The organism is Labrenzia sp. C1B70 (assembly GCF_000475395.1).
GTDB lineage: Bacteria > Pseudomonadota > Alphaproteobacteria > Rhizobiales > Stappiaceae > Roseibium > Roseibium algicola.
On the sequence record NZ_AXCE01000063.1, the window covers coordinates 53,102 to 73,423 of the forward strand.

The 20,322-nt window shown below is 59.1% G+C and carries 16 protein-coding genes; 15 read left to right on the forward strand and 1 reads right to left on the reverse strand.

Annotated features, from left to right (window positions below; genetic code table 11):
- The 15 genes from rfbG to Q666_RS64535 all read left to right on the forward strand — a co-directional run bounded on the left by rfbG (position 1) and on the right by Q666_RS64535 (position 19,586).
- Positions 1-1,137, forward strand: coding sequence for a CDP-glucose 4,6-dehydratase (gene rfbG / locus Q666_RS64465; protein ID WP_022999555.1), 1,137 nt, complete (start codon positions 1-3; stop codon positions 1,135-1,137).
- A 30-nt stretch (positions 1,138-1,167) separates the two neighbouring features.
- Positions 1,168-2,400, forward strand: coding sequence for a DegT/DnrJ/EryC1/StrS family aminotransferase (locus tag Q666_RS64470; protein ID WP_022999556.1), 1,233 nt, complete (start codon positions 1,168-1,170; stop codon positions 2,398-2,400).
- Positions 2,401-2,564: 164 nt separating this feature from the next.
- Positions 2,565-3,809 carry a class I SAM-dependent methyltransferase gene (locus Q666_RS64475; protein WP_022999557.1) on the forward strand — a complete coding sequence of 415 codons (1,245 nt, stop codon included), beginning with the start codon at positions 2,565-2,567 and terminating at the stop codon, positions 3,807-3,809.
- 9 nt (positions 3,810-3,818) lie between these two features.
- Positions 3,819-4,781, forward strand: a complete 963-nt coding sequence (locus Q666_RS64480; protein ID WP_022999558.1) for an NAD(P)-dependent oxidoreductase — start codon at positions 3,819-3,821, stop codon at positions 4,779-4,781.
- Complete coding sequence (locus tag Q666_RS64485; RefSeq protein WP_022999559.1) at positions 4,778-5,767, forward strand: glycosyltransferase family 2 protein; 990 nt, start codon at positions 4,778-4,780, stop codon at positions 5,765-5,767. Before Q666_RS64480 ends, Q666_RS64485 begins: the two co-directional genes overlap by 4 nt.
- Positions 5,768-5,770: 3 nt before the next feature.
- The gene (locus Q666_RS64490) at positions 5,771-6,898 is read left to right on the forward strand and encodes a glycosyltransferase family 4 protein (protein ID WP_022999560.1); all 1,128 of its coding nucleotides are present in this window, start codon (positions 5,771-5,773) and stop codon (positions 6,896-6,898) included.
- 132 nt (positions 6,899-7,030) lie between these two features.
- A complete protein-coding gene (locus tag Q666_RS64495) occupies positions 7,031-8,941 on the forward strand; it encodes a polysaccharide biosynthesis tyrosine autokinase (protein WP_022999561.1) in 1,911 nt (636 codons plus the stop codon).
- Between the two features lie 293 nt (positions 8,942-9,234).
- Positions 9,235-11,007: a hypothetical protein gene (locus tag Q666_RS64500; RefSeq protein WP_152533477.1), complete on the forward strand. Its 1,773-nt coding sequence runs from the start codon at positions 9,235-9,237 to the stop codon at positions 11,005-11,007.
- A complete protein-coding gene (locus tag Q666_RS64505; RefSeq protein ID WP_031268842.1) occupies positions 10,997-12,403 on the forward strand; it encodes a hypothetical protein in 1,407 nt (468 codons plus the stop codon). The genes Q666_RS64500 and Q666_RS64505 overlap by 11 nt, the downstream gene beginning before the upstream one ends.
- The gene (locus Q666_RS64510; RefSeq protein WP_022999565.1) at positions 12,403-13,740 is read left to right on the forward strand and encodes a lipopolysaccharide biosynthesis protein; all 1,338 of its coding nucleotides are present in this window, start codon (positions 12,403-12,405) and stop codon (positions 13,738-13,740) included. The genes Q666_RS64505 and Q666_RS64510 overlap by 1 nt, the downstream gene beginning before the upstream one ends.
- The gene (locus Q666_RS64515) at positions 13,737-14,996 is read left to right on the forward strand and encodes an O-antigen ligase family protein (protein WP_022999566.1); all 1,260 of its coding nucleotides are present in this window, start codon (positions 13,737-13,739) and stop codon (positions 14,994-14,996) included. Before Q666_RS64510 ends, Q666_RS64515 begins: the two co-directional genes overlap by 4 nt.
- 192 nt (positions 14,997-15,188) lie before the next feature.
- Positions 15,189-16,406: a polysaccharide biosynthesis/export family protein gene (locus Q666_RS64520; protein WP_161633226.1), complete on the forward strand. Its 1,218-nt coding sequence runs from the start codon at positions 15,189-15,191 to the stop codon at positions 16,404-16,406.
- A 13-nt stretch (positions 16,407-16,419) separates the two neighbouring features.
- Entirely contained in the window at positions 16,420-17,613 is a 1,194-nt protein-coding gene (locus Q666_RS64525; protein ID WP_022999568.1) for a glycosyltransferase family 4 protein, read from the forward strand.
- Positions 17,606-18,436, forward strand: a complete 831-nt coding sequence (locus Q666_RS64530) for a sulfotransferase (RefSeq protein ID WP_022999569.1) — start codon at positions 17,606-17,608, stop codon at positions 18,434-18,436. Before Q666_RS64525 ends, Q666_RS64530 begins: the two co-directional genes overlap by 8 nt.
- A 4-nt stretch (positions 18,437-18,440) precedes the next feature.
- Entirely contained in the window at positions 18,441-19,586 is a 1,146-nt protein-coding gene (locus tag Q666_RS64535) for a glycosyltransferase (protein WP_022999570.1), read from the forward strand.
- Between the two features lie 25 nt (positions 19,587-19,611).
- Here the strand turns inward: Q666_RS64535 and Q666_RS64540 are convergent, their stop codons facing one another.
- On the reverse strand, positions 19,612-20,283 hold the full coding sequence (locus Q666_RS64540; protein ID WP_022999571.1) for an HAD family hydrolase: 672 nt from the start codon (positions 20,281-20,283) through the stop codon (positions 19,612-19,614).
- Between the last annotated feature and the right edge of the window lie 39 nt (positions 20,284-20,322).

Here is a 20,322-nt window from a genome sequence, read left to right on the forward strand (position 1 = left end):
ATGTCCGAGTTTATCGATCCTCATATTGGCCGAGCTTTCGCCGGCCGCCGGGTTCTCGTCACAGGCCACACAGGGTTCAAGGGCGGCTGGCTTTCGGCCTGGCTGCTGCACCTGGGAGCCGATGTCGTTGGCCTGTCCCTGCCACCCAGTGAAGGACCGGGCGTCTTCAAATCCTGCGGTCTCGCCGATCGCATGGACAGCCGGATTGCCGACATCCGGGATCGGGGAGCGTTGCAGGAAGCTCTGCGCGGCGTGGATGCGGAGATCGTATTCCATCTGGCTGCCCAGCCCCTGGTGCGCCATTCGTACCGGCATCCGGCGGAAACCTTTGCAACCAACGTGTCGGGAACGGCCAACGTCCTGGATGCGGTTCGCCAGATGCCTTCGCTGCGCGCTGTCGTCGTGATCACGACCGACAAGTGTTACGACAACCGCGAATGGACCTGGGGCTACCGAGAGATCGACCCGCTTGGTGGCCACGACCCCTACAGCGCGTCGAAGGCGTGTACCGAACTTGTGGCGCAAGCCTACCGCCACGCCTACTTCGCCGATAGCAACGGACCGCAGCTGGCCACGGCCAGGGCCGGCAACGTCATTGGTGGCGGTGACTGGGGTGAGGAGCGGCTGGTGCCGGACATCGTGCGGGCAGCGTCAACCGGCGTTCCGCTCGAGATCCGCAGCCCCGAGGCGGTGCGCCCGTGGCAACACGTACTGGAGCCGCTTTCGGGCTATCTCCAGCTTGCGGCTCGGCTTGTTGACGACGGCTCCGAGTTTGCTGGCGCCTGGAATTTTGGTCCCGAGCTGGAAAGCACGGTCAATGTACGCGAGCTGATGCAGATGGTGCGGACAGCCTGGGGGCAAGGCGCCCCGGAGGTTCGTTTTCCGGAGCAGCAGACGGGAACGTCATCGGCCCTGCACGAGGCCGGCATTTTGCGCCTCGACAGCACCAAGGCCCGCACCCGCCTCGGATGGCGGCCGCAGCTCAGGCTTGCCGAGGCAATCGGAATGACAATCGACTGGTACAAGGCACACGCGCTTGGCGACGACATGAGCGACTGCACCGAACAGCAGCTTGCCGGCTACAGCGCCCTGATGGCTGGCAGCAGTCTCACGCGCTACGCGATGGTCGCTGAATAGACAGCGCGAGATCACCGGAGAAATTGACACATGCGAGTTAATTACGGTCAGACAGTACACGGACAGGAAGAGATCGACGCCGTGGTCGAAGTGCTCAAGACCTCGACCCAGATGGGTCCGCGTGTCCGTGACATGCAACAGAAGGTCGCCGAGCTTTTCAGCAAGAACTTCGGGATCATGGTCAACTCGGGTTCTTCGGCCAATTACCTGGCCGTGGAAATCCTCGATCTACCCAAAGGCAGCGAGGTCATCACACCGGCGCTGACTTTTGCCACCACGGTTGCCCCGCTTGTGCGCCAGGGCCTTGTGCCGGCATTCGTCGACGCTGCCGAAGGCACCTACAACATCGACGAGACAGCCATCGAACGCATGATCACACCTGCGACCTCCGCAGTGATGATCCCGTCCCTGATCGGCAATCTGCCGAACTGGAAGCGCATTCGCGAGATCGCCGATGCCCACGGCCTCAAGGTGATCGAAGACAGTGCCGATACTCTGGGCGCGACGATTTCCGGTGAAAGCACGGGTATCTACTCGGATGTCTCGACGACGAGCTTTTACGGTTCGCACGTCATCAACGGAGCCGGCAACGGCGGCATGCTTTGCGTCAACACCCCCGAGCTGGCGCGCAAGGCTTTGTTGCTGCGTTCGTGGGGACGCAGTTCATCGCTCTTTGTTGAATCGGAAGCAATCGAGAACCGGTTCAATGTCCGCCTCGATGACATCGAATATGACGCGAAGTTCGTCTTCGAAGCGCTGGGGTACAATCTGGAGCCTTCGGAAATCAGCGCGGCGTTCGGCCTCGTGCAACTCGGTAAGCTGCAACACAACATTGCAGTGCGCGAACGGCATTTTGAAGCCCACAAGCGGTTCTTCGCCGACTATGAAGACTGGTTTGTCCTGCCGCGCCAGTTGGAAGGTGCCAGGACGGGATGGCTGGCTTTCCCGCTGACAATTCGGGACGACGCGCCGTTTACCAGGCGCGAGCTTCAGATCTATCTCGAAAAGGCGGACATCCAGACCCGCCCGGTCTTTACCGGCAATATTCTGCGCCAGCCGGCAATGAAGAACATCGACTGCCGCGTCGATCCGTCAGGCTATCCGATCGCCGACAAGGTGATGCGTGGCGGCATTCTTCTGGCCTGCCATCACGGCCTCAACGACGATCACGTCGAATACATGCACGCGCGCGTATCCGATTTCCTGAACCGGTTTTCCGCCGGTTTCGGTGCCATGGCGGCAGGCAACGAGAGGGTGGGATGACGCCAAGCCTACCGCACCCTTCAGGAGGTGCCTGTCGGGCGATGGGCAGGGACTTTCGGGGAGGAGCGGCGCCGAAAGCTTGAATTGCCGCGAATTCTGCCTGGTGGAGTTCGCAATGAACCTGAACCTGACAATGCAAGTCATTTTAAGAGCGATTGAAAAAAATGAATAAGTTCGAGCTAGACAAGTCCATTCGCCGTACCTGCAGAACCTGCGGTTCCGAGGATCTTTTGCTGTTCCTTCCCATGGGAGCTCATCCGCCGGCCAACTTGTTTGCCAGCGCGGCTGATCGCGACCAGCCCCAGGTTGCCTTTCCGCTCAACACGCAAGCCTGCCTCGATTGCGGCTTGATCCAGGTTGCGGATCAGGTGCCGGCCGATTTCTTCACCAACTACCTTTATGTACCTTCCGGCGCCGCGACCATGCATTCCCATTTCGCGGAGCTTGCGGAGGTTGCCGTCGGCAAGGCGAACGGTGGGCTGATCGTCGATATCGGCTGCAACGACGGGCTCATGCTTTCCCACGCCAACCGGCTGGGCGGCAAGACGCTTGGCGTGGACCCGGCTGCGAACCTTGCGACAATCGCGCAGGAGCGCGGCGTGAGGGTGCACACGGCATTCTTCAACCCCGAGACGGCTGCGGAGTTGAGGGCGTCCGAAGGTCCCGCCGCCGTGATCACGACTTCGAACACCTTCAACCATATCGATGACTTGCACGGCTTCACCGAGGGCGTGCTGACGCTTCTTGACGACGACGGTGTCTTCATCATCGAGGTGCCGTGGGGCAAGGAAATCCTCGAGACCAATGAATTCGACAATGTCTACCATGAGCATCTGTCGGAACTGAGCCTGCTTTCGATTGTCCGTTTGGGCGAAAGCGTCGGCCTCGATGTGGTCGATGTCACCAAGCTTCCGGTGCACGGAGGCTCGATGCGCGTATTCATGCAACCGGCCGCCTTGAAGGTGGAACGCGCGGCAATCGTCGACGAGATGCTTGAAGATGAACGCCAGGCCGGCATGACGGAGGCCGCGACCTATCAGGATTTCGCCGAGCGGGTTCACCAGATCCGCAACGATCTGACCGGGCTGCTGGCGGAGTTGAAGGCAGAAGGCAAATCAATTGCCGGCTACGGCGCTCCCGCCAAGGGCAATACATTGCTCAACTTTTTCGGGATCGGCACGGAGACACTCGATTTCCTGGTCGACAGGAACACGCTGAAACAGGGCCTCTTCTCTCCGGGCATGCATATTCCGGTTCTCTCGCCGGATGCCGTCGCCGAGAGGCAACCCGATTACCTGCTGGTTCTTGCGTGGAATTTCCTGGATGAAATCCGCGAACAGATGGCCGAATTCGAAGCGAAGGGCGGCAAGTTCATCGTTCCCCTTCCGGTGCCGAAAATCGTTCCCTGAGGCAGAACTATGGCGCGCGTTCTCATAACCGGAGCTTCCGGTTTTATAGGATCAAACCTGACCCGGGCCTGCCTGAAGCGAGGTGACGAGGTCAGTGTGATCTTGCGGCCCCGTTCGTCCACGGGCCGGATCGCCGATATCGCGTCGCGCGTTGGCCTCTACAGGCTCGACGTCACCGACGCTCGGGCTCTTCGCAGCTGTCTGGCAAAAGCCAGGCCGGAGATCGTTTTCCATGTGGGTGCGCGTACCCGTTTCGAAAACCGGCCGGACTTGCAGGATCTCGCCGACAGTGTCGAGGAGAACGTCTCGCCGCTGATCGCGCTCCTGTCGGCCCTTGCCGCTTGCGATTGCCCGCCCCGGACTTTCGTCAGGACGGGGACGATCGCCGAATACGGGGACTGTCCGACACCCTTTACAGAAACCGAGCGAGAAAGACCGGGCGGATCCTATGCCGCCTCACTCCTGGCCGGGACGCATTATCTGGAGATGGCGCAACCGCGACTTCCGTTTTTTGCCGTTACCGCACGGTTGGCCCTGACCTATGGACCCGGGCAGTCGGAAAGTTTCCTGATCCCGCGCGCCATCACTCAGTTGCTGGCCGGCCAGAAGGTGAGTGTCCGCAGCCCGCTGGATCGCCGTGACCTGATCCATGTCGATGACGTGACCACGGCGCTCATGTTGCTGGGCGACAATCCCGAAGGTGCCGGACCGGTGGTCAATGTGGGGACAGGCGATTCCCCGACGGTCGCCGAGGTCATGAGGGCCTTGATCAAATTGACCGACGCCGACGTCGATCTCGTGAAATTCAGCGATCAAGTCCGCGATCCCGTCGAATTGATCGTCTCTGCCGAACGCATCCGCGAGCGCCTTGGCTGGTCAGCGGAAATCAAGCTTCAAGATGGCCTCGAAAGGACCGTGAAATGGGCACGAGAGAACATCATTCCAAACTTTGCAACGGAGATGCAGGCATGACTCTCGTCTCGATCCTGATCCCGGCACTGAATGAAGAAGACAACGTTCGCAACACCTACAAACGTGTCATGGACGTGTTCGAGCAGCTTCCCGACTATGAGCCGGAACTCATCTTCACCGACAATCATTCCAGTGATGAGACTTTCTCCATTCTCACGGAAATCGCTGCCGAGGACCCAAGGGTTCGCGTGATACGGTTCTCTCGGAATGTCGGATACCAGGCTTCGGTGCTGACCGCCTACCGGGCTGCCGAGGGCGCCTGCGCCATACAGCTTGATTGCGACCTCCAGGATCCGCCCGAACTGATCCCGCAGATGCTCGATACCTGGCGCAAGGGCTACCACGTCGTCTACGGAATCCGGCGGAGCCTGCCGGACGGTCCGGTCGTCGCGTGGCTGCGCAGAACCTTCTATGCACTGATCGACGCGATCAGCGAGGACGACCTTCCCCGGAACGCAGGCGAATTCCGGCTGACCGACCGGCGCATTCTCGATGAGCTGCGCCGCGTGGAAGACCGCTCGCCCTATGTCCGCGGTCTGATCAGCGGCATGGGTTTCAACCAAACCGGTTTTGAGTACGACCGAAACGCTCGCGTGGCTGGAGATTCCAAGTTCCCGCTTCGTGCGATGATTTCCCTCGCGGTCGATGGCCTGATCAACCATTCGCTTGTGCCGTTGCGGCTGGCGTCCCTGATCAGCCTTCTGGGCGGCCTTTGCGCCTTCCTGCTGCTTTCGGGCTACCTCATCGGCAAACTGGTCTTCGGCCAGGAGTGGCCTGCCGGTTTTGCGACGACCACGACACTGATCCTGCTTTCGATGACGGTCAACGCCATGTTTCTCGGCATTCTGGGTGAATATGTCGGACGGATATTCCTGCAGTCGAAGAACCTGAACCGGCCACTGGTTGAAATCGAACTGAATGGCAACGGACAACGGAATGATGCGGTTCCGAAGGGTCGACGTACCATGGTGGAGGCTGCGGAATAAACCATGAAACTGCTCTTCGTTCAGGCTAGTTTTGGCGCAGGCGGCACGGAAAAGATCGTTGCCATGCTGGCGGCACATCGTGCTGAGCTTGGCGATGAAGTGCACGTCGCGGCGATGACCTGCCCCGATGCAGGATCGTATTTCGACTATCCGGACAACGTCGTCCTGCACGTTCTCGATCGGGACAACGGCAGAGGGCTGCTTCCCCTGCCGTTGCGCCGGCTTGCCAGTATCCGCAAGCTGGTGCGGGCTCTATCGCCGAATGTGTGCCTCTCGTTCCTGACCAAGGTCAACGTTCTAACCCTTCTGGCCACCGGTTCGTCGGTGCCTGTGATCGCGTCCGAGCGCAACAATCCGCTGGCACAAAAGGCCCACCCGCTCTGGCGCCGTGCCCAGAATGCCCTGATGCCCAGGGCCGCCGCGATGGTCATGCAGACCGAGCGGGCACGACAGGACCTGCCGACGCGAGTACAACCCTGTGCCCAGGTGATCCCGAACCCGTGTGCGCCGATCGACGGTGTGACCCCTTCACCCGGCGGAAAGAGGCTCGTTGCCGTTGGACGACTGGATCACCAGAAAGGCTTTGATCTGCTCATCGACGCCATGTCTCTGCTGCGCGAAAAACAGCCGGATGCAAGACTGACGATCTATGGAGAAGGCGCCGCCCGTGCTTCCCTGGAAGCGCAGCGTGACCGTCTTGGTCTTCAGGATATTGTTTCCCTGCCGGGCAAGAGCGCCAGGCACGGAGAATGGATCCGGACTTCCGACATTCTGGTTCTTTCGTCCCGTTTCGAAGGGTTTCCGAACGTTGTCGCCGAAGCTGTCGTCAGCGGGCTTCCCGTCGTGGCGTTCGACTGCGCCTACGGCCCACGGGAACTGGTCTTCGATGGCGTGAACGGACTTCTGGTTCAGGACGGCAATATCGGGGCACTGGCCGACGCGATTGGCCGCCTGATGTCCAACCCGACCCTGAGGGCCGCAATGGCGGATGCGAATGTCCGCCTGCAGCAAAAGCTGGCACCTGAGACCATTCTAGCCCTCTGGGACCGGACGATTTCCGACGCGGCTCGGAAGGAAGCATTCAACCGCGGCAAACCGGCAGGGGAGGGCTATTCACATGCGAATGCGTGAGCCTGTCAGCTCTGCAGGTACCGCGATGTCCGTGGCAACGGACCTGGTGCGAACCGATATCGGAGCGCCCGGCAAAATCGACTTCAATACCAGGACAATCCGGCGGAATTCGTCGGCATTTGGGGGATCTTCATGAGCAGTATTGTTGACTCGCAGCAGGAGCAATATGCATTCGCTGAACGTCCGATACAGTTCGGTTTCTTTGCCATTTTCAAGGTGTTGCGAAGGAACTGGATCTGGCTGACCTTGGCCATGTTGCTGGGTCTGGGGGCCGCCTATCTTGCCCTTCAAGTCATTCAGCCAAAATATGCCGCTCGGTCGACCATCATTCTGGCGAAGGTCGAAACGAGAATTAATCCGACAGAGACGACAATCGAGAATTCCGACACGTCGCTTATCCACATCGAGACCGAGATCGATTTTCTTCGCTCAGTCGAATTCGCCCGCAAGGTCGCCAGCGAACTGAACCTGATCTCAGACACCTATTTCAATCCGTACCTTTCGGCGACCGAAACGCCGGTTCCCACCGATGAACAGCAATTCGAAGCGGTCTTGGTACGCATGCTCAACAGCTACACGGTTGAACGGCGAGGCGAGAGCCTGGCGCTCGATATTCGTGTGCGGCATCCAGATGCCGTCATGGCTGCGCAACTGGCCAATACACTCTCAAGCACCTACATCGATGACTCTCTTCGGGACAAGAAGAAAGCCGTACAGTATTCAATCTCAGAATTGTGGGACCGGATAACGTTACTCGGCGGTCGCCTGAGCGAGATGGAAGCGCGTCTTGCGGAACTCATTCGCGAAAACGAACTGGACGACACCAGCCTCGGCGACGAGTTGAGGGCAGAGCTGAACAGATTGACGTCTATCCTCAATCTGGCGCGCGACCAAAATGCGTCTTCCATCCGGATCAATGAAAGCAAACAGCGTCTTGCCGAGGTGGAAACGAAGCTTGAGGAGCGAACGCGCGCCGAACTGACACAGTCCAAGCTGCAGAGGTCGCTGGATGCGGATCTTGCCAGGTACCAGGCACTTGTAGACCGGCGTAACGCACTGGAAACACAGATCGACTTTCTTCAGCCCGATGCCCGGCAGGTGACCGTGGCTTCCGCTCCGCTGAAACCGGCGACACCCAACCGTCCCGTCATTTTTGCGCTTGGGATTGCCGGCGGTTTGATTGTCGGTCTGGCCTTGGTGCTGTTGCGCGAATTGTTCGACCGCCGGGTCTGGACCGGTACCCAGACGATGCAGTACCTGGGCCTGCGAACCATCGGCTACGTTCCGCGGATCCGGTACTGGCGGAAGCGAGACAAGCAGGAACTCTTTCTGAGCAGAACCTCCAGGCAGGAGAATTCACCGTACCAGCTGGCGTTGCGGAGCCTGCTCACACTGCTTTCCAACCAGATCCGGAAAAAGGACAGCATGGTCATGGCCGTAACGTCGGCACTTGCCAACGAAGGCAAGACGACCCTGACGTTCTCACTCGCGGTTTCCGCCGCCCAGGAAGGACACCGGGTACTGTTGATCGACCTCGACATCCACCGGCATGGCCTGACACGCATGTCAGGTTGCGAAATCCCAAAGGAAACGCCTCAGGAAATCTGGGAGGATCAGAACGTCTTCGACGCGCAGATAGTGCCTTGCACCCGTTTCGGACAGATCAATCTCCTGTCGTTCGCTCAGGATTCCATCATTCCGAGGCGCGTGTTCAATACGCCTCGTGGCAAGGCGATTTTGAGAAAATTGCGCGCGTCCTATGACGTCATCCTGATTGATACGGCCCCCGTTTTGGCAGCCGACGAAGCAAACCGCCTGGCGTCGCTTGCGGACTTCGTGATCCTCATCGCCCGCTGGGGACGCACGTCGGAAGATGCGCTTGGAACGGCGGCAGAAGCCTTGCGGTTCAATCAGATCCCACTCGCTGGCGTCGTGTTGAACGACATCGACATGCGGCGATATTCGCTCCGCGACTATGGAGCTCACCGGGCAGGAGGATACTACGCCTATAACAACGGCTACATCTACAAACCGCCAAGTTGAAACAGCTTCCGTCGCGTTGGCGCGACCCTTTCAGTCGACACGATCCACCGAAAAAACCGTGTCTGACATGCTGTTTTATCTGGAGTTTTTCGACATTTCGCTGCGCACCAGTGTTTCACGCGCAGCTTATTGAAAATTGCATCAAGTGCCGCAACGCCGGTCAAGTTCTGATCTGGTGTTCCGCAATTTCAAGCGATCGCATGGTTCGGCGCACACGCACGACACAATGAAGGAGACGATCCCTGTTTTTGATCAACACCAGCTCTCAAACCGCCGGCAAGGTGGCTGATCAGGTGTCAAAACGTGATCGCCATGCCGAAGGTGCTGCCGATTTCAGACCAGAGAATATCCAGATTCTGACTCTGATCTTCAGAAATGCGGTTCTGATCGTCCTGTGCATACTGGCTTCGGGCGCCCTGATGTGGTTCCGGCTCACCACCGTTGTGCCGACTTACAGTGCGCAGGCCACGCTGGTGCTTGATGACGCGGTCCTGCGTCTCGATCCATTCGGTGCCCGGTTGCGGGCCAGAACCTTGTCGATGCTTCAACTGGCCACCGAAATCGAAGTCATGAAGTCACGGGAATTCGCCGCTCGCGTAGCGGAGGAGGTCGTACCTGATGAGATTTCCGGAACAGGTCAGAACGTCTTGTCCGGAAGGGAAAGCACGATCGATCGTATTCTGGAGAGCTATCAGATCATCTGGCATCCCACGACCTTCGCCCTGGACATCCTCGCCACGGACGCCAGCCCGCAATTGGCAGCAGACATCGCGAATGCTGTCGCCCGGAACTATGTCGACTACACGCTTGAGATACAGCGCGCCGATGTCGAACGAACCAAGATGTCGATCTTGTCGCGCCAATCCGCGCTGCAAGAGACGTTGAAAGATGCGGAAGCCAATCTTCTGGAATTCACCAGAACCAACAATCTCGACGATCTGACCGAGACGGAAACCCTGACCAACAATCTTCGCCGCCTGCAGGCGCAATTGGTGCTGGCAGAAGAACGCGGAGTACCCTTGCAAGAGTCTGCAGAGCTCAAGGCCGACCTGGATGCGACGCTGGCAAAACTCGACGCACGTTCGGCGGCCGAAGTTGAAAAAACCGGCTTCGAACGGAGACTGGAATCGATGCGAAGACAGGATGATCTTCTGTTCGATCAGCTTGAAGCACTCGCATTGCAGGAAGCGCTACTGACCCCGGTCGCGCGGCAAGTGTCCATCGCTATCCCAACGACCAGACCTGTTTCTCCTTCTCCCAAAACCGAAATGGTGGGCGCGCTGATCAGCGGGCTCACTTTCGGTTTCCTTCTGGCGCTCTTGCGGGAAAACCTTCGCGGACGTCTGCGGTGGCCGCAGCAGATAACCGCGTTCCGCGCACCGGTTCTGGGGCAATTGCCTCCCTTTTCACGGAAATTCGTAAACCGTATGGCATGGACGACCAGGAGCGGGAACTTGCGGCGGGCGCTGCACAAGATCGCACCCCTGCACACCGCCGTGCGGACAAACACCAGGGCGGACAACAGGACCGAGAATGGGACCGGTGCAATGGTTCTGATCACGTCACCCGGGAGCCGGGAGGGCCGGAGTACACTCAGTTTCGCACTTGCCGCATATGCGGCCGCAGGGGGGGAAGATGTTCTGCTGGTCGATCTTGATCCTTCGCCGAGGGACTTGATCTCGACCCTCTCGCGCAAACGCACTGCGAACGGATTTCTCGATCTTCTGAGCAACCCTCTGCGGATCGATGCAGCCGCGTGGCATCTGCCCGGCCATCCGCATCTGTCGATAGTCGCCCCTGCATCGGGGCCCGTACCAGTGCGGTTCAACAACATGTCCAGTGTCGAAGCGTCACTCAGCGTTCTGCGCCGCAAGTACTCGTTAATTGTGGTCGATTGCCCACCGGTACTGAGCGACGACGCGTCATGCCGCCTCGGCAGTGTCGCTCAGGCAGTGCTGCTGGTCGCGCGCATGAAGAAGACACGGTTCGAAGACCTTTCGAAAGCCGCTCAGCAACTCGAACTGAACAACGCCTCAAACGTCGGGATCGTGGTGAATGATGGCTAGGAACACAACACAGGCTGCAGTCCTTATCGTCCTCGGCCTCTTGATGTCGCAAACGCTGGCGGCCGAGGCCGCGCCTCGAGCCTTTCCGGGGGCGGTCGGGTTCGGAGCATCTGCAACCGGCTGGACCGGAGGGGAGGTCATCCCCGTCACAACGCTGGCAGATGCTGGTGCCGGCTCTCTGCGAGCCTGTGTCGAAAAAGGCGAAATGCCTCGGATCTGCGTCTTTCAGGTGAGCGGAACGATCACGCTCGACACCCCCCTCTTTTTTCGCTCAAACCTCTACGTCGCAGGTCAGACTGCACCTGGGCAGGGAATCCAGATCAGACTGGGCAAGTCCCGCGCCACGCCCGTCATCATCAAGAATGCCAGCGATGTCGTCGTCAGGTTTCTCAAGGTACGCCCGGGACCGAGCGAACAACCTTCGTCGTCGGTCGATGCGGTGACGCTTGAAAACGCGACGCGCGTTTATCTTGATCATCTGTCCCTGATGTTTTCGACCGACGAGAACCTCGGCATCCACGTTTCCCGCGAACGGTCCAGCGACATTACGGTCGCCAACAGCATTTCCGCCTGGGCTCTGGATCATGCCAACCACCCGAAAGGGCGCCACTCCAAGGGGGCCTTGATCTGCTCTGGAGACGGCCGGGATTTCGATTGCGGACGCGTGAGCCTCTGGCGAAACCTCTTCGCTCACAATCGGGACCGAAATCCCGATATATACGGCCATGATGACGGGCCGGTCGAGGTCGTGAACAGCGTATTCTACAATCCGATCAGTCAATTCGGAGAGTTTCGAAACTACTACGGCAACGCGTTTATCGTCTATGCCGGCAATGTTGCGCTGACCGGCCCGAGCACCGTCGACAGACGGCCTGCAGCAGTTGAAGCAATCATGGCAAGCGACCAGTACAGACTTGAAGTTCAGGTCGATGACATTCTCGCAATCGACCGTGGACGCTGCGACCAAGACCGCCCCTTTCGGCAAGTCGATGCCGATCCCGGAGCGGAGATCATCGAGGGTGTGACCGGCACACTGTCCGTCCCGCGCGTCAAGGCAAGCGAAGTGCTCGACCTTGTGCTTGAGGGAGTGGGCGACCGCCTGCCATCGGGCCGGCATCGGGACTCGCTCGACCAGCAACTTGTCGAAACCGTTCGCGATTGCAAAGGCAAGGTGATCGATTCCCCATCCGAAGTCGGCGGCTGGCCGGACCTCCAACCGGAAGAACGGGTCGTGGACAGTGACGGCGACGGGTTTCCTGACACTTGGGAGCAGTCAACAACGGGGCTTGATGCCGGCCAGCCGGACGATCCCTGGCAGATCGTTGCGGGCACGGACCAGTCCTACATTCAGCTTTGGCTGGCAGAGCTTGCCGGCGACCAGGAGCTGGATGACTGATGGCCCGCCTGATCAACCTCTCTGCTGAAGACAGCCAGACCGCCGGTCGGCTCATGCGCAATTTTTCATGGGTCTTCTCGTCCCAGGCGGTTAGCGGGGTGATCAGCATCGGGACCCTCGCCATCATGGCTCAGTCGCTTGGTCCGGCAGGCCTCGGCCTGTTTGCGATCTTCCAGGCTTATGTTCGCATTGTCGACCGGCTGCTGCGGCTGGAGCCCTGGCAAGCCGTGATCAAATACGGTGTCGACGCTCTGTCAGATGATGACGGCGACAGGTTCATGCGGTTGCTGAAGGGTTCGGTTTACGTGAACCTGGCAGGCAGCACGCTGGCTGCCGGGGTTTCGATCCTTGCAGCTCAGGTGACCGCCCGAATGATGGGCTGGCCGGAGGACAGTGCGGCCTATCTGGCTTTGTTTTCCCTGGCGCTTCTCTTGAACCTAAAGCCGACCGCGGTCGCGGTCCTGAGGATTTTCGACCGGTTTGATGTTCTTGCCAAGGTCGATGTCGGTATCGCCCTGATGCGTCTGGTGCTGTCGGCCGGCGTGTGGTTGATGGGCTACGGCCTTTGGGGGTTTGTCCTCGTTGCGGTGATCGAAGGCCTGGCAAACAGTCTGCTGCCGTTCGTCTATTCGCTCCGATATGTCCATCAGCGTGGCTACGGCAAGTTCATGCAACTGCCGATCAGGGGCATACGCGAAGAGAACCCCGGAATTCTGCGGTTTCTCTGGAATTCGAACTTCAATGTCATCATCCGCCAGACAGTCCAGCGTCTTGACGTGATCCTGCTGTCGGTTCTCGTTGACGAGAAATTCGTCGGATTTTTCCATATTGCCCGCCGGGTTGCCGACAGCGCGCTCAAGCTGGGACGCCCGCTGAACCAGGCGATCTTTCCGGAACTGGCCCGCAAATGGAGTTCCGGCGAGGAACGCGGGTTTTACAAGCTCGTCAATGGCGTGCTGCTGGCAATCGCTGGCCTTTGCGTGGTCGTGCTGGTTCCTGCGGCTTTCCTGATGCCATACGTCTTGTCTGTCATGTTCGGCGCGGGCTTCAACGAAGCCGCCAACATGGTCAACGTCCAGTTGCTGGCGGTCATACTTCTCCTGGCAACCATGGTGCTCAACCCGGCAATGTTGAGCATGGGGCGCGACCGCGAGCTTCTGTGGGTGACCTTGCTCGGAAGCGTCATGTTCCTGGCCTGTTTCGCCCCACTGGTCGGGATGCTGGGGCCGGTCGGGGCTTCGGTCGCTCATGTTCTATTTAATGGCACGCTCGTGGCAGGCACCTTGTTTGTCCTTTACTGGTCGCGCCGACAGCCCACCGTGAGGAGGCCGGCTTGACCCCAAGCGCGATACCGATCTCTTCCCACAGCGGTTCCCCTGTCCGGAGCACGACAAGCCAGGAAATCGAACGCCTGCTTGTCATCGCCGCGGTGTTCCTGTCGCCAATGACATATCTTCGAACCGACATCGTGTTCTTCACGCTGTCCGATCTCGTCGCCAGCGCCGCTTTCGTCGTGATGATTGCAAACAGGCGCGTGCCGCTTCGCCCGTTCGCGGACATGACGTCTTTCTGGCTGTTCTCGGTATTGCTTCTTTGCAGTGGCCTGATTGCCGGATCGTTGTTGAACGGCGATCCGCTTACGGGTGCGGTTGGCGTCATCCAGTACGTCTTTTCGTTTGTATGCATACCGCTGCTGCTTCTCGGGCGTCCTGCGCGGGAGACGATGTTCCTTTGCAAGGTGATGGCGTTTTCCCTTGTGTTCGTGATGTTGCACGGAGTGCTCTATTCGGTGTTCAGCCCGGACGATGCGCGTTTCTTTTCCAGAAACGGCCGACTGACCGGACTGATCGAGCGGGAAAACGGGGTCGGTCTCCTGGCCGGAGTAGGGATCGTCTACGTGATGTGGCTTTACTTCATCTCCCAGATATCCGGCATCGTGTTCCTGGCACTGGTGGCACCCGTTGCCTACGGCCTGTTGTTGTCCGCATCGAATTCAGGGTTCATCGTCGCGGTTGTCGGGATATTTGGAATCTCTTTTTTCCACGGCTCCGCCAAACACATCCTGGCTTTCATCGGGATTGGAGCTCTTGCACTGGCGGCCCTGTTCCTGTTCGGACAGTATTTCCTGCCCGAGGTGTTTCAGGAGCGGGTCTACGGCGCATTGACGACCGGCGATTCCAGCGAGGCGGGAACCTTCGATGGGCGACTGCTTCTCATACAGGAGGCAATTTACCTGATCGATCGGTCGATCTGGTTAGGGGTCGGAGTGGATCAGCACCGGTTGATCAGCCAGTACGGAGCGCCGGTTCACAATACCTATCTGTTGCTGTTTTCCGAAGGCGGCCTCGTTTCGCTGCTCGGCTTCGTCTGCTTGCTGCTTACACTGGCATTCGTCGGCTGGCGGTCATTCAGCAATCCCGACACGCGCTGGTCCGGGGTCCTGATGTTCACGATACTGCTTATGTTCGCAGTTGCCCTCAACGGAGTGACCCACGTTTACGGCAGGTTCCTGTCCGTTCCCCTTTTGCTTCCGGCGGCGATCTGTCTGTCGGGTTACCGGGTCCGCCGGCACCGGAAACGGGAGCACAGATGACCCATGAAAAAGGTCCTTACCAACGTTCGTCGAGACCATCGAATAAACCGGATGCAACTAAAGCATCCCGAAAGAATCATGAACGCTATTTCGGGAAAAATTTCTTTTTCGTTGTTTTCCGATTTTCGTGATAATCTTGGATATATTGATAATAATTTTGTTTCTTTAAGTTAAAAGATGGGAGATCGCGCATTGAGTATTCGGTTTATAATTGCCGTACTTTCATTATCGACTTTTCTTGTGTCGGGTCTCTCGGCCGAACAGTACAGGCTGTCCGGCGGTGAGACACTGGAACTGCGTGCTGGTGCCTGGGATGCCAGAAACAAGACCTTTGCCAACTGGGATGGCGTGGCCGGTTCCTACAAGATGGCACCGGACGGCAAAATTCATGTCCCGATTGCGGGAGCCGTGGAAGTTGTCGGCAAGACCCTGGACGAGGTCGCGGATACTATTGCCAGCCGCATGCAGCGCATCGTCGGCTTGACGGAATTACCCGCGGTCTCCGTCGAAGTATCCCGGTATGCGCCGGTGTTCGTGGGCGGAGCGGTTACGGCTCCCGGACAATTCGACTTCATCCCCGGCATGACGGTCGAGAAGGCCCTGGCAATTGCCGGTGGCTATTATCGCCTGCCTAACGAAGAGGGGACACAACAGACCTCGCTCACCCGAATAACGGGGGAAATCAATCAGCTTCGCGGAACCGCATCCAAACTGTTGCAGCAGGAGACAAGGCTCGAGCAGGAAGTGCAGCTCTATTCGGCGGAGACATTGCCAGACGCCGTGGAGTCGCAATCATCCGACCCTGTGCAGTCGAAGATCCTTTCCGCCAACATCAAGGTGATCAAGGCCGAGCTCCAGAGCCTCAAGGATCTTCGTGTCCTGCTAACCGAGAAAATCTCTCAACTGTCCGAAGAAATCGTCCTGCGTGACAACCAGATCGAACTGGCCCGCAAGGATCTCGCATCGATGGAGCATCTGAAGGACAAGGGGCTGGCCGTGACGACCCGCGTGTCCTCTGCCAATACGGCGCTCAACGATCTGGAGGCAAAACGTCTGCAGCTCGAAGTCGCCCGTCTCGACGCACAGCAGCGTCTCAATCTTGCATCGAGAGACGCCGCGACCCTGTTCGACAGGACCCGCGGGGAAAAGCTCTCCGAACTCACGGAGGTGAAATCAAAGCGTTTCGAGGTCGAATCCCGTCTTGAGCTGGCCCGAAAGGTCTACGCCGAGACGCTGTCCGCAAACTCGGTTGATACCACCGCCCAGGACAGCATTGTCACACCTTCCTACAGGATATCGCGACTCGAGAACGGCGAGATGCAGAGCCTGGACGTCGACCTGAATGCCTTCATGCGTCCGGGCGACAGTCTGACGATCAACCTGACGATTTCTGAACCAGCGTCCAAGTAGGTCCGGAGCAGTGATGAGACGCATTCGAGTATTATTTCCGTTCGTAGGCGGACCTGTCCTGGGAGGCAGCCACATTTCGGCGCTCAGCCTTGCCGCCGCCCTGGATCCGAACCGTTTCGAGGCGCGTGTCCTCGTCCATTTCGAACCAGGCGCCATTGGCCAAAAGGCGCGGGGGCTGGGGCTCGATTACGAGGTGCTGGAGGACACGCCACTGATGTCGTCGCCCGGCCTGCCTCTGCCCGGCCGCGTAGGCGGGCTCGGCTATCTGACGCGAACACTGCCGGCCTTGCGACGAACGCTGAAAAAGATCGATCCCGATATCGTGCATACGAACGAAGGACGCATGCACGCCAACTGGATCATGCCGAGCAAACTGTCTGGTTGTCGCCACCTCTGGCATCATCGCCAGGACCCGGCTGCGAAAGGGGCGAACATGCTCGCCCCCTTGCTTGCCGACCATATCGTGAGCGTTTCACATTACGCCATGCCATCACGTCCGATCCGGCCGATTGGCGACCGAGCAAGCGTGATCCGAAGTCCTTTCGATTTTCCAGCCATACGGCCTGATCGCGCAAATTCCCATGACAAGCTTTGCGACGAACTCGGCCTGCCGAGGGACGCGGTGCTGCTCGGGTATTTCGGCTCGATCATCAAACGCAAACGTCCCGACGGCTTTGTTCGGGTGGTCGATGCGGTTCGCCGCGCCTTGCCGGGGCGTCAGGTGCACGGACTGCTGTTCGGCGATACCGTCGATGCAACCCGGGGCCTGGACGAAACCTGCAAGGCGCTGGTCAGTAGCCTGGGATTGAACGACAAGTTTCATTTCATGGGCTTCCGCTCACCGGTTTTCGAGGCAATGAGCGGCGTCGATGTCATGCTTGTTCCGGCTGTCAACGAGCCATTCGGCCGGACCCTGATCGAAAGCATGTATCTGGGGACGCCCGTCGTCGCGACACGGCACGGTGGCAACATCGAAGCGATCGAGGACGGTCTGACGGGGTTCCTTGTTGAGCCGGACGATCCGGAGAGCTTTGTCGAACCTATTTGCAAACTGCTCAGTGACCCTTTGCTGCAAACCCGGATTGCCGACGCGGCGCAGGCAGATGCCGCGGCCAAGTATGGCGCCGAACGCCATGTTTCCGAAATTTCCCGCCTTTACGAACAGCTCGTCGAAGGCACCCAGGTAGCAGGTACCGCATATGCTTGACTCAAACATACGATTTCTGATTTTCGGCGCGGCCAAGTCCGCAACAACCTGGCTGCAAAGATCTCTGGAGCGCAGTCCGACGATATCGATGCCCAGCCCGGAGCTGCATTACTTTTCCTATGAGTATCACCGTGGAGCGGACTGGTACCTGTCTCAATTCGACTTCAGTAAACCGGACGCAATCGTCGGAGAGAAGTCGAATACCTATCTCACGCAGCCCGAGGCGGCAGAGCGCATCCGGCGGGACCTTCCCGATGTCCGGCTGATCGTTCAGATGCGGGAACCTTCGGCGCGTGCCTACTCCGATTATTGCATGCTCTTGCGACGCGGGGAGGTGTCTCGAAACATCGAGGATCATCTCGACCCGGCGAAGGCCGCGGGCCAGCGTTTCATCAACGACGGCCGTTATGCCCTGCATCTTCGCCGGTTCTACGATCTGTTCCCGCCGGAGCAGATCCTGCTGCTGCTGTTCGAGGATATCCGGCGCCAGCCTGAAAATCAGCTCGCCCGCCTTGCCACGCATATCGGTCACGAAGCTCCGCTGGCTCCTCCGGTAGACAGCAAGGTCAAGGACAAGAACGCCGCCATCGTTCCACTGCCCCTCCGCAAGGTCCTGAAGCCGTTTCGCCCAGTTCTGGATGGCGTTCGGCACACCAGGCCAATGAGGGTGCTTCGCGATGCCGTCGCCCGGCCACAGGAATACCCGCCGTTGAGCCCCGATCTGGAAAAAAGGCTGCAGGACTTCTTCGCTCCGGAAGTCAGCGAACTTGAACAGCGGATCGGCAGACCGCTCGACGTCTGGCAGGGTGCACGAAAGGCGTGACCTGATGGACTACGTTGGCAGCGAAGGTGCTGGACTGGAGGTCGGAACGGATGCTGCCGCGCCGGTCATGCATGTGATTACGAATTTCGCCGCCAGCGGCGGAGCGGAAACGATGCTGGCAAGACTTCTGGCGGCGACATCCGAACCGGCAATCGTGGTCCCTCTGATCGGCGTTTCAGATCGCAACCTGAGTTTGGCCGGACGGCCGGACGTGGAATATCATCCGCTCAATGCACGCGGAGCGGTGCACATGCCGGGTGCAATCATGAAACTGACGGGGCTGATGCGGGAGAAGCGCCCGCGAGCGGTGCTGTGCTGGATGTATCATGCAATGGTTGTCGGCACCTTGTCGGCGCGCTTGGCCGGGGCGCCGCCCGTCTTCTGGACGGTGCGCCAGGCACTTGACGATCCGCGCAGCCTGACGCGAAGCACGCGCCTCGCCGTCGCAGGGGCACGCATGCTATCGTCTCGCGCTGCCGGCATCGTTTACAATTCGGCACGGGCAAGAGAGCAGCACGAACAGTATGGCTATGCCGCGCGGTTCGGAAAGGTCATCCCGAACGGCGTCGTGGTTCCCGAGCAGGCGGACCCCACGCCGCGCATGGCCCGTGTGTTCGGTATAGCCGCGCGCTTTCATCCTCAAAAGGACCACTTGAACTTCTTCCGGGCTGCAGCGCAAATGGCCGCACAATTTCCCGATGCTCGCTTTGTTGCCGCAGGTTTCGGGCTTGATGACCGCAACAGCGAAGTTCTGGCCATGATTGAAGACGCAGGGCTTGATCCGGCACGTCTGAAACTGCTTGGGGAGCTGCGTGACATGGGTGATTTCTATTCGCAGATAGATGTTCTCGTCCTGTCGTCCAGAACGGAAGGGTTCCCGAATGTCGTCGCCGAAGCCATGAGCCATGCCCGTCCGGTGGTCACCACCAGTGTCGGCGACGCCGCACTTGTTGTTGCGGATACCGGCAAGGTTGTTTCACCGGGCGATCCGGATGCGCTGTGCGATGCGATGGCCGAATTTGCCCGAATGCCCCCCGATCAGCTTGCCGACCTCGGAAAAAGGGCTCGACAACGCATCGTGGAGAACTACCAGGTGAAGCACATTCTCGGTGAATACCAGGAGGTTCTGTCGCAGCGTGGTCCAGCCTGAAGGCACACTTGCGGCCCACAATTGGCTATTTCATCGAAACCGTCTGGACCGTCAACGCGCCGTCAAGTTCATCCAGCGACGTTATTTCGACATGGGCCGCGTGTGCATCATCTTTCGCATGCGGCGGATGCACGGCGCCCGCCCGCCGGATCTGAACGGTGATCCAGCCGCGCGCTTTTGGCGTCACGAAGTCCTTGGCGGGATTGTCGGCGACGTAGACCATCGGCCCGTCGTCTGCCGCAAGTCCTTCCATTTCCTCGTAAGCGCGGGGATGTGGTTTGCCATATCCTTGAGGCCAGTCTCCGGTCTTGCGGATATTCTCAATCCAGCGGTCAAGACCAAGGGCAACGATCTTGGCGTTTTGAGTTTCCGCCGGTCCATCCGTAATCAGGCCGAACGGACCGCGGTGACGCTCGAGAAAACGCGCCGCATCCGGAGCCAGCGAAATCTGCGGCGGGTGGCCACGGTAAGCCGCAACAAGATCAGCGATCAAATGGCTGTCGCCGCAGTGTCCGAGCCTTTCAAGCGCGCGGTTGAAGATCTGACGCCGCTCGCCTTCCTCGAACAACACCCTGCAGGCGTTGCCAAAGCCTTCCAGGCTTTCGCGTTCTTTTACCCAACCGTCGAGAAAACGATAGCCGCTGAACGCAAACTCCCGCTCCAGATAGAGCGTATCGTCCAGATCAAAAACAATCATCGCAATCCGCCAGTTAACGAATGTGGGGTCGACCGGAAA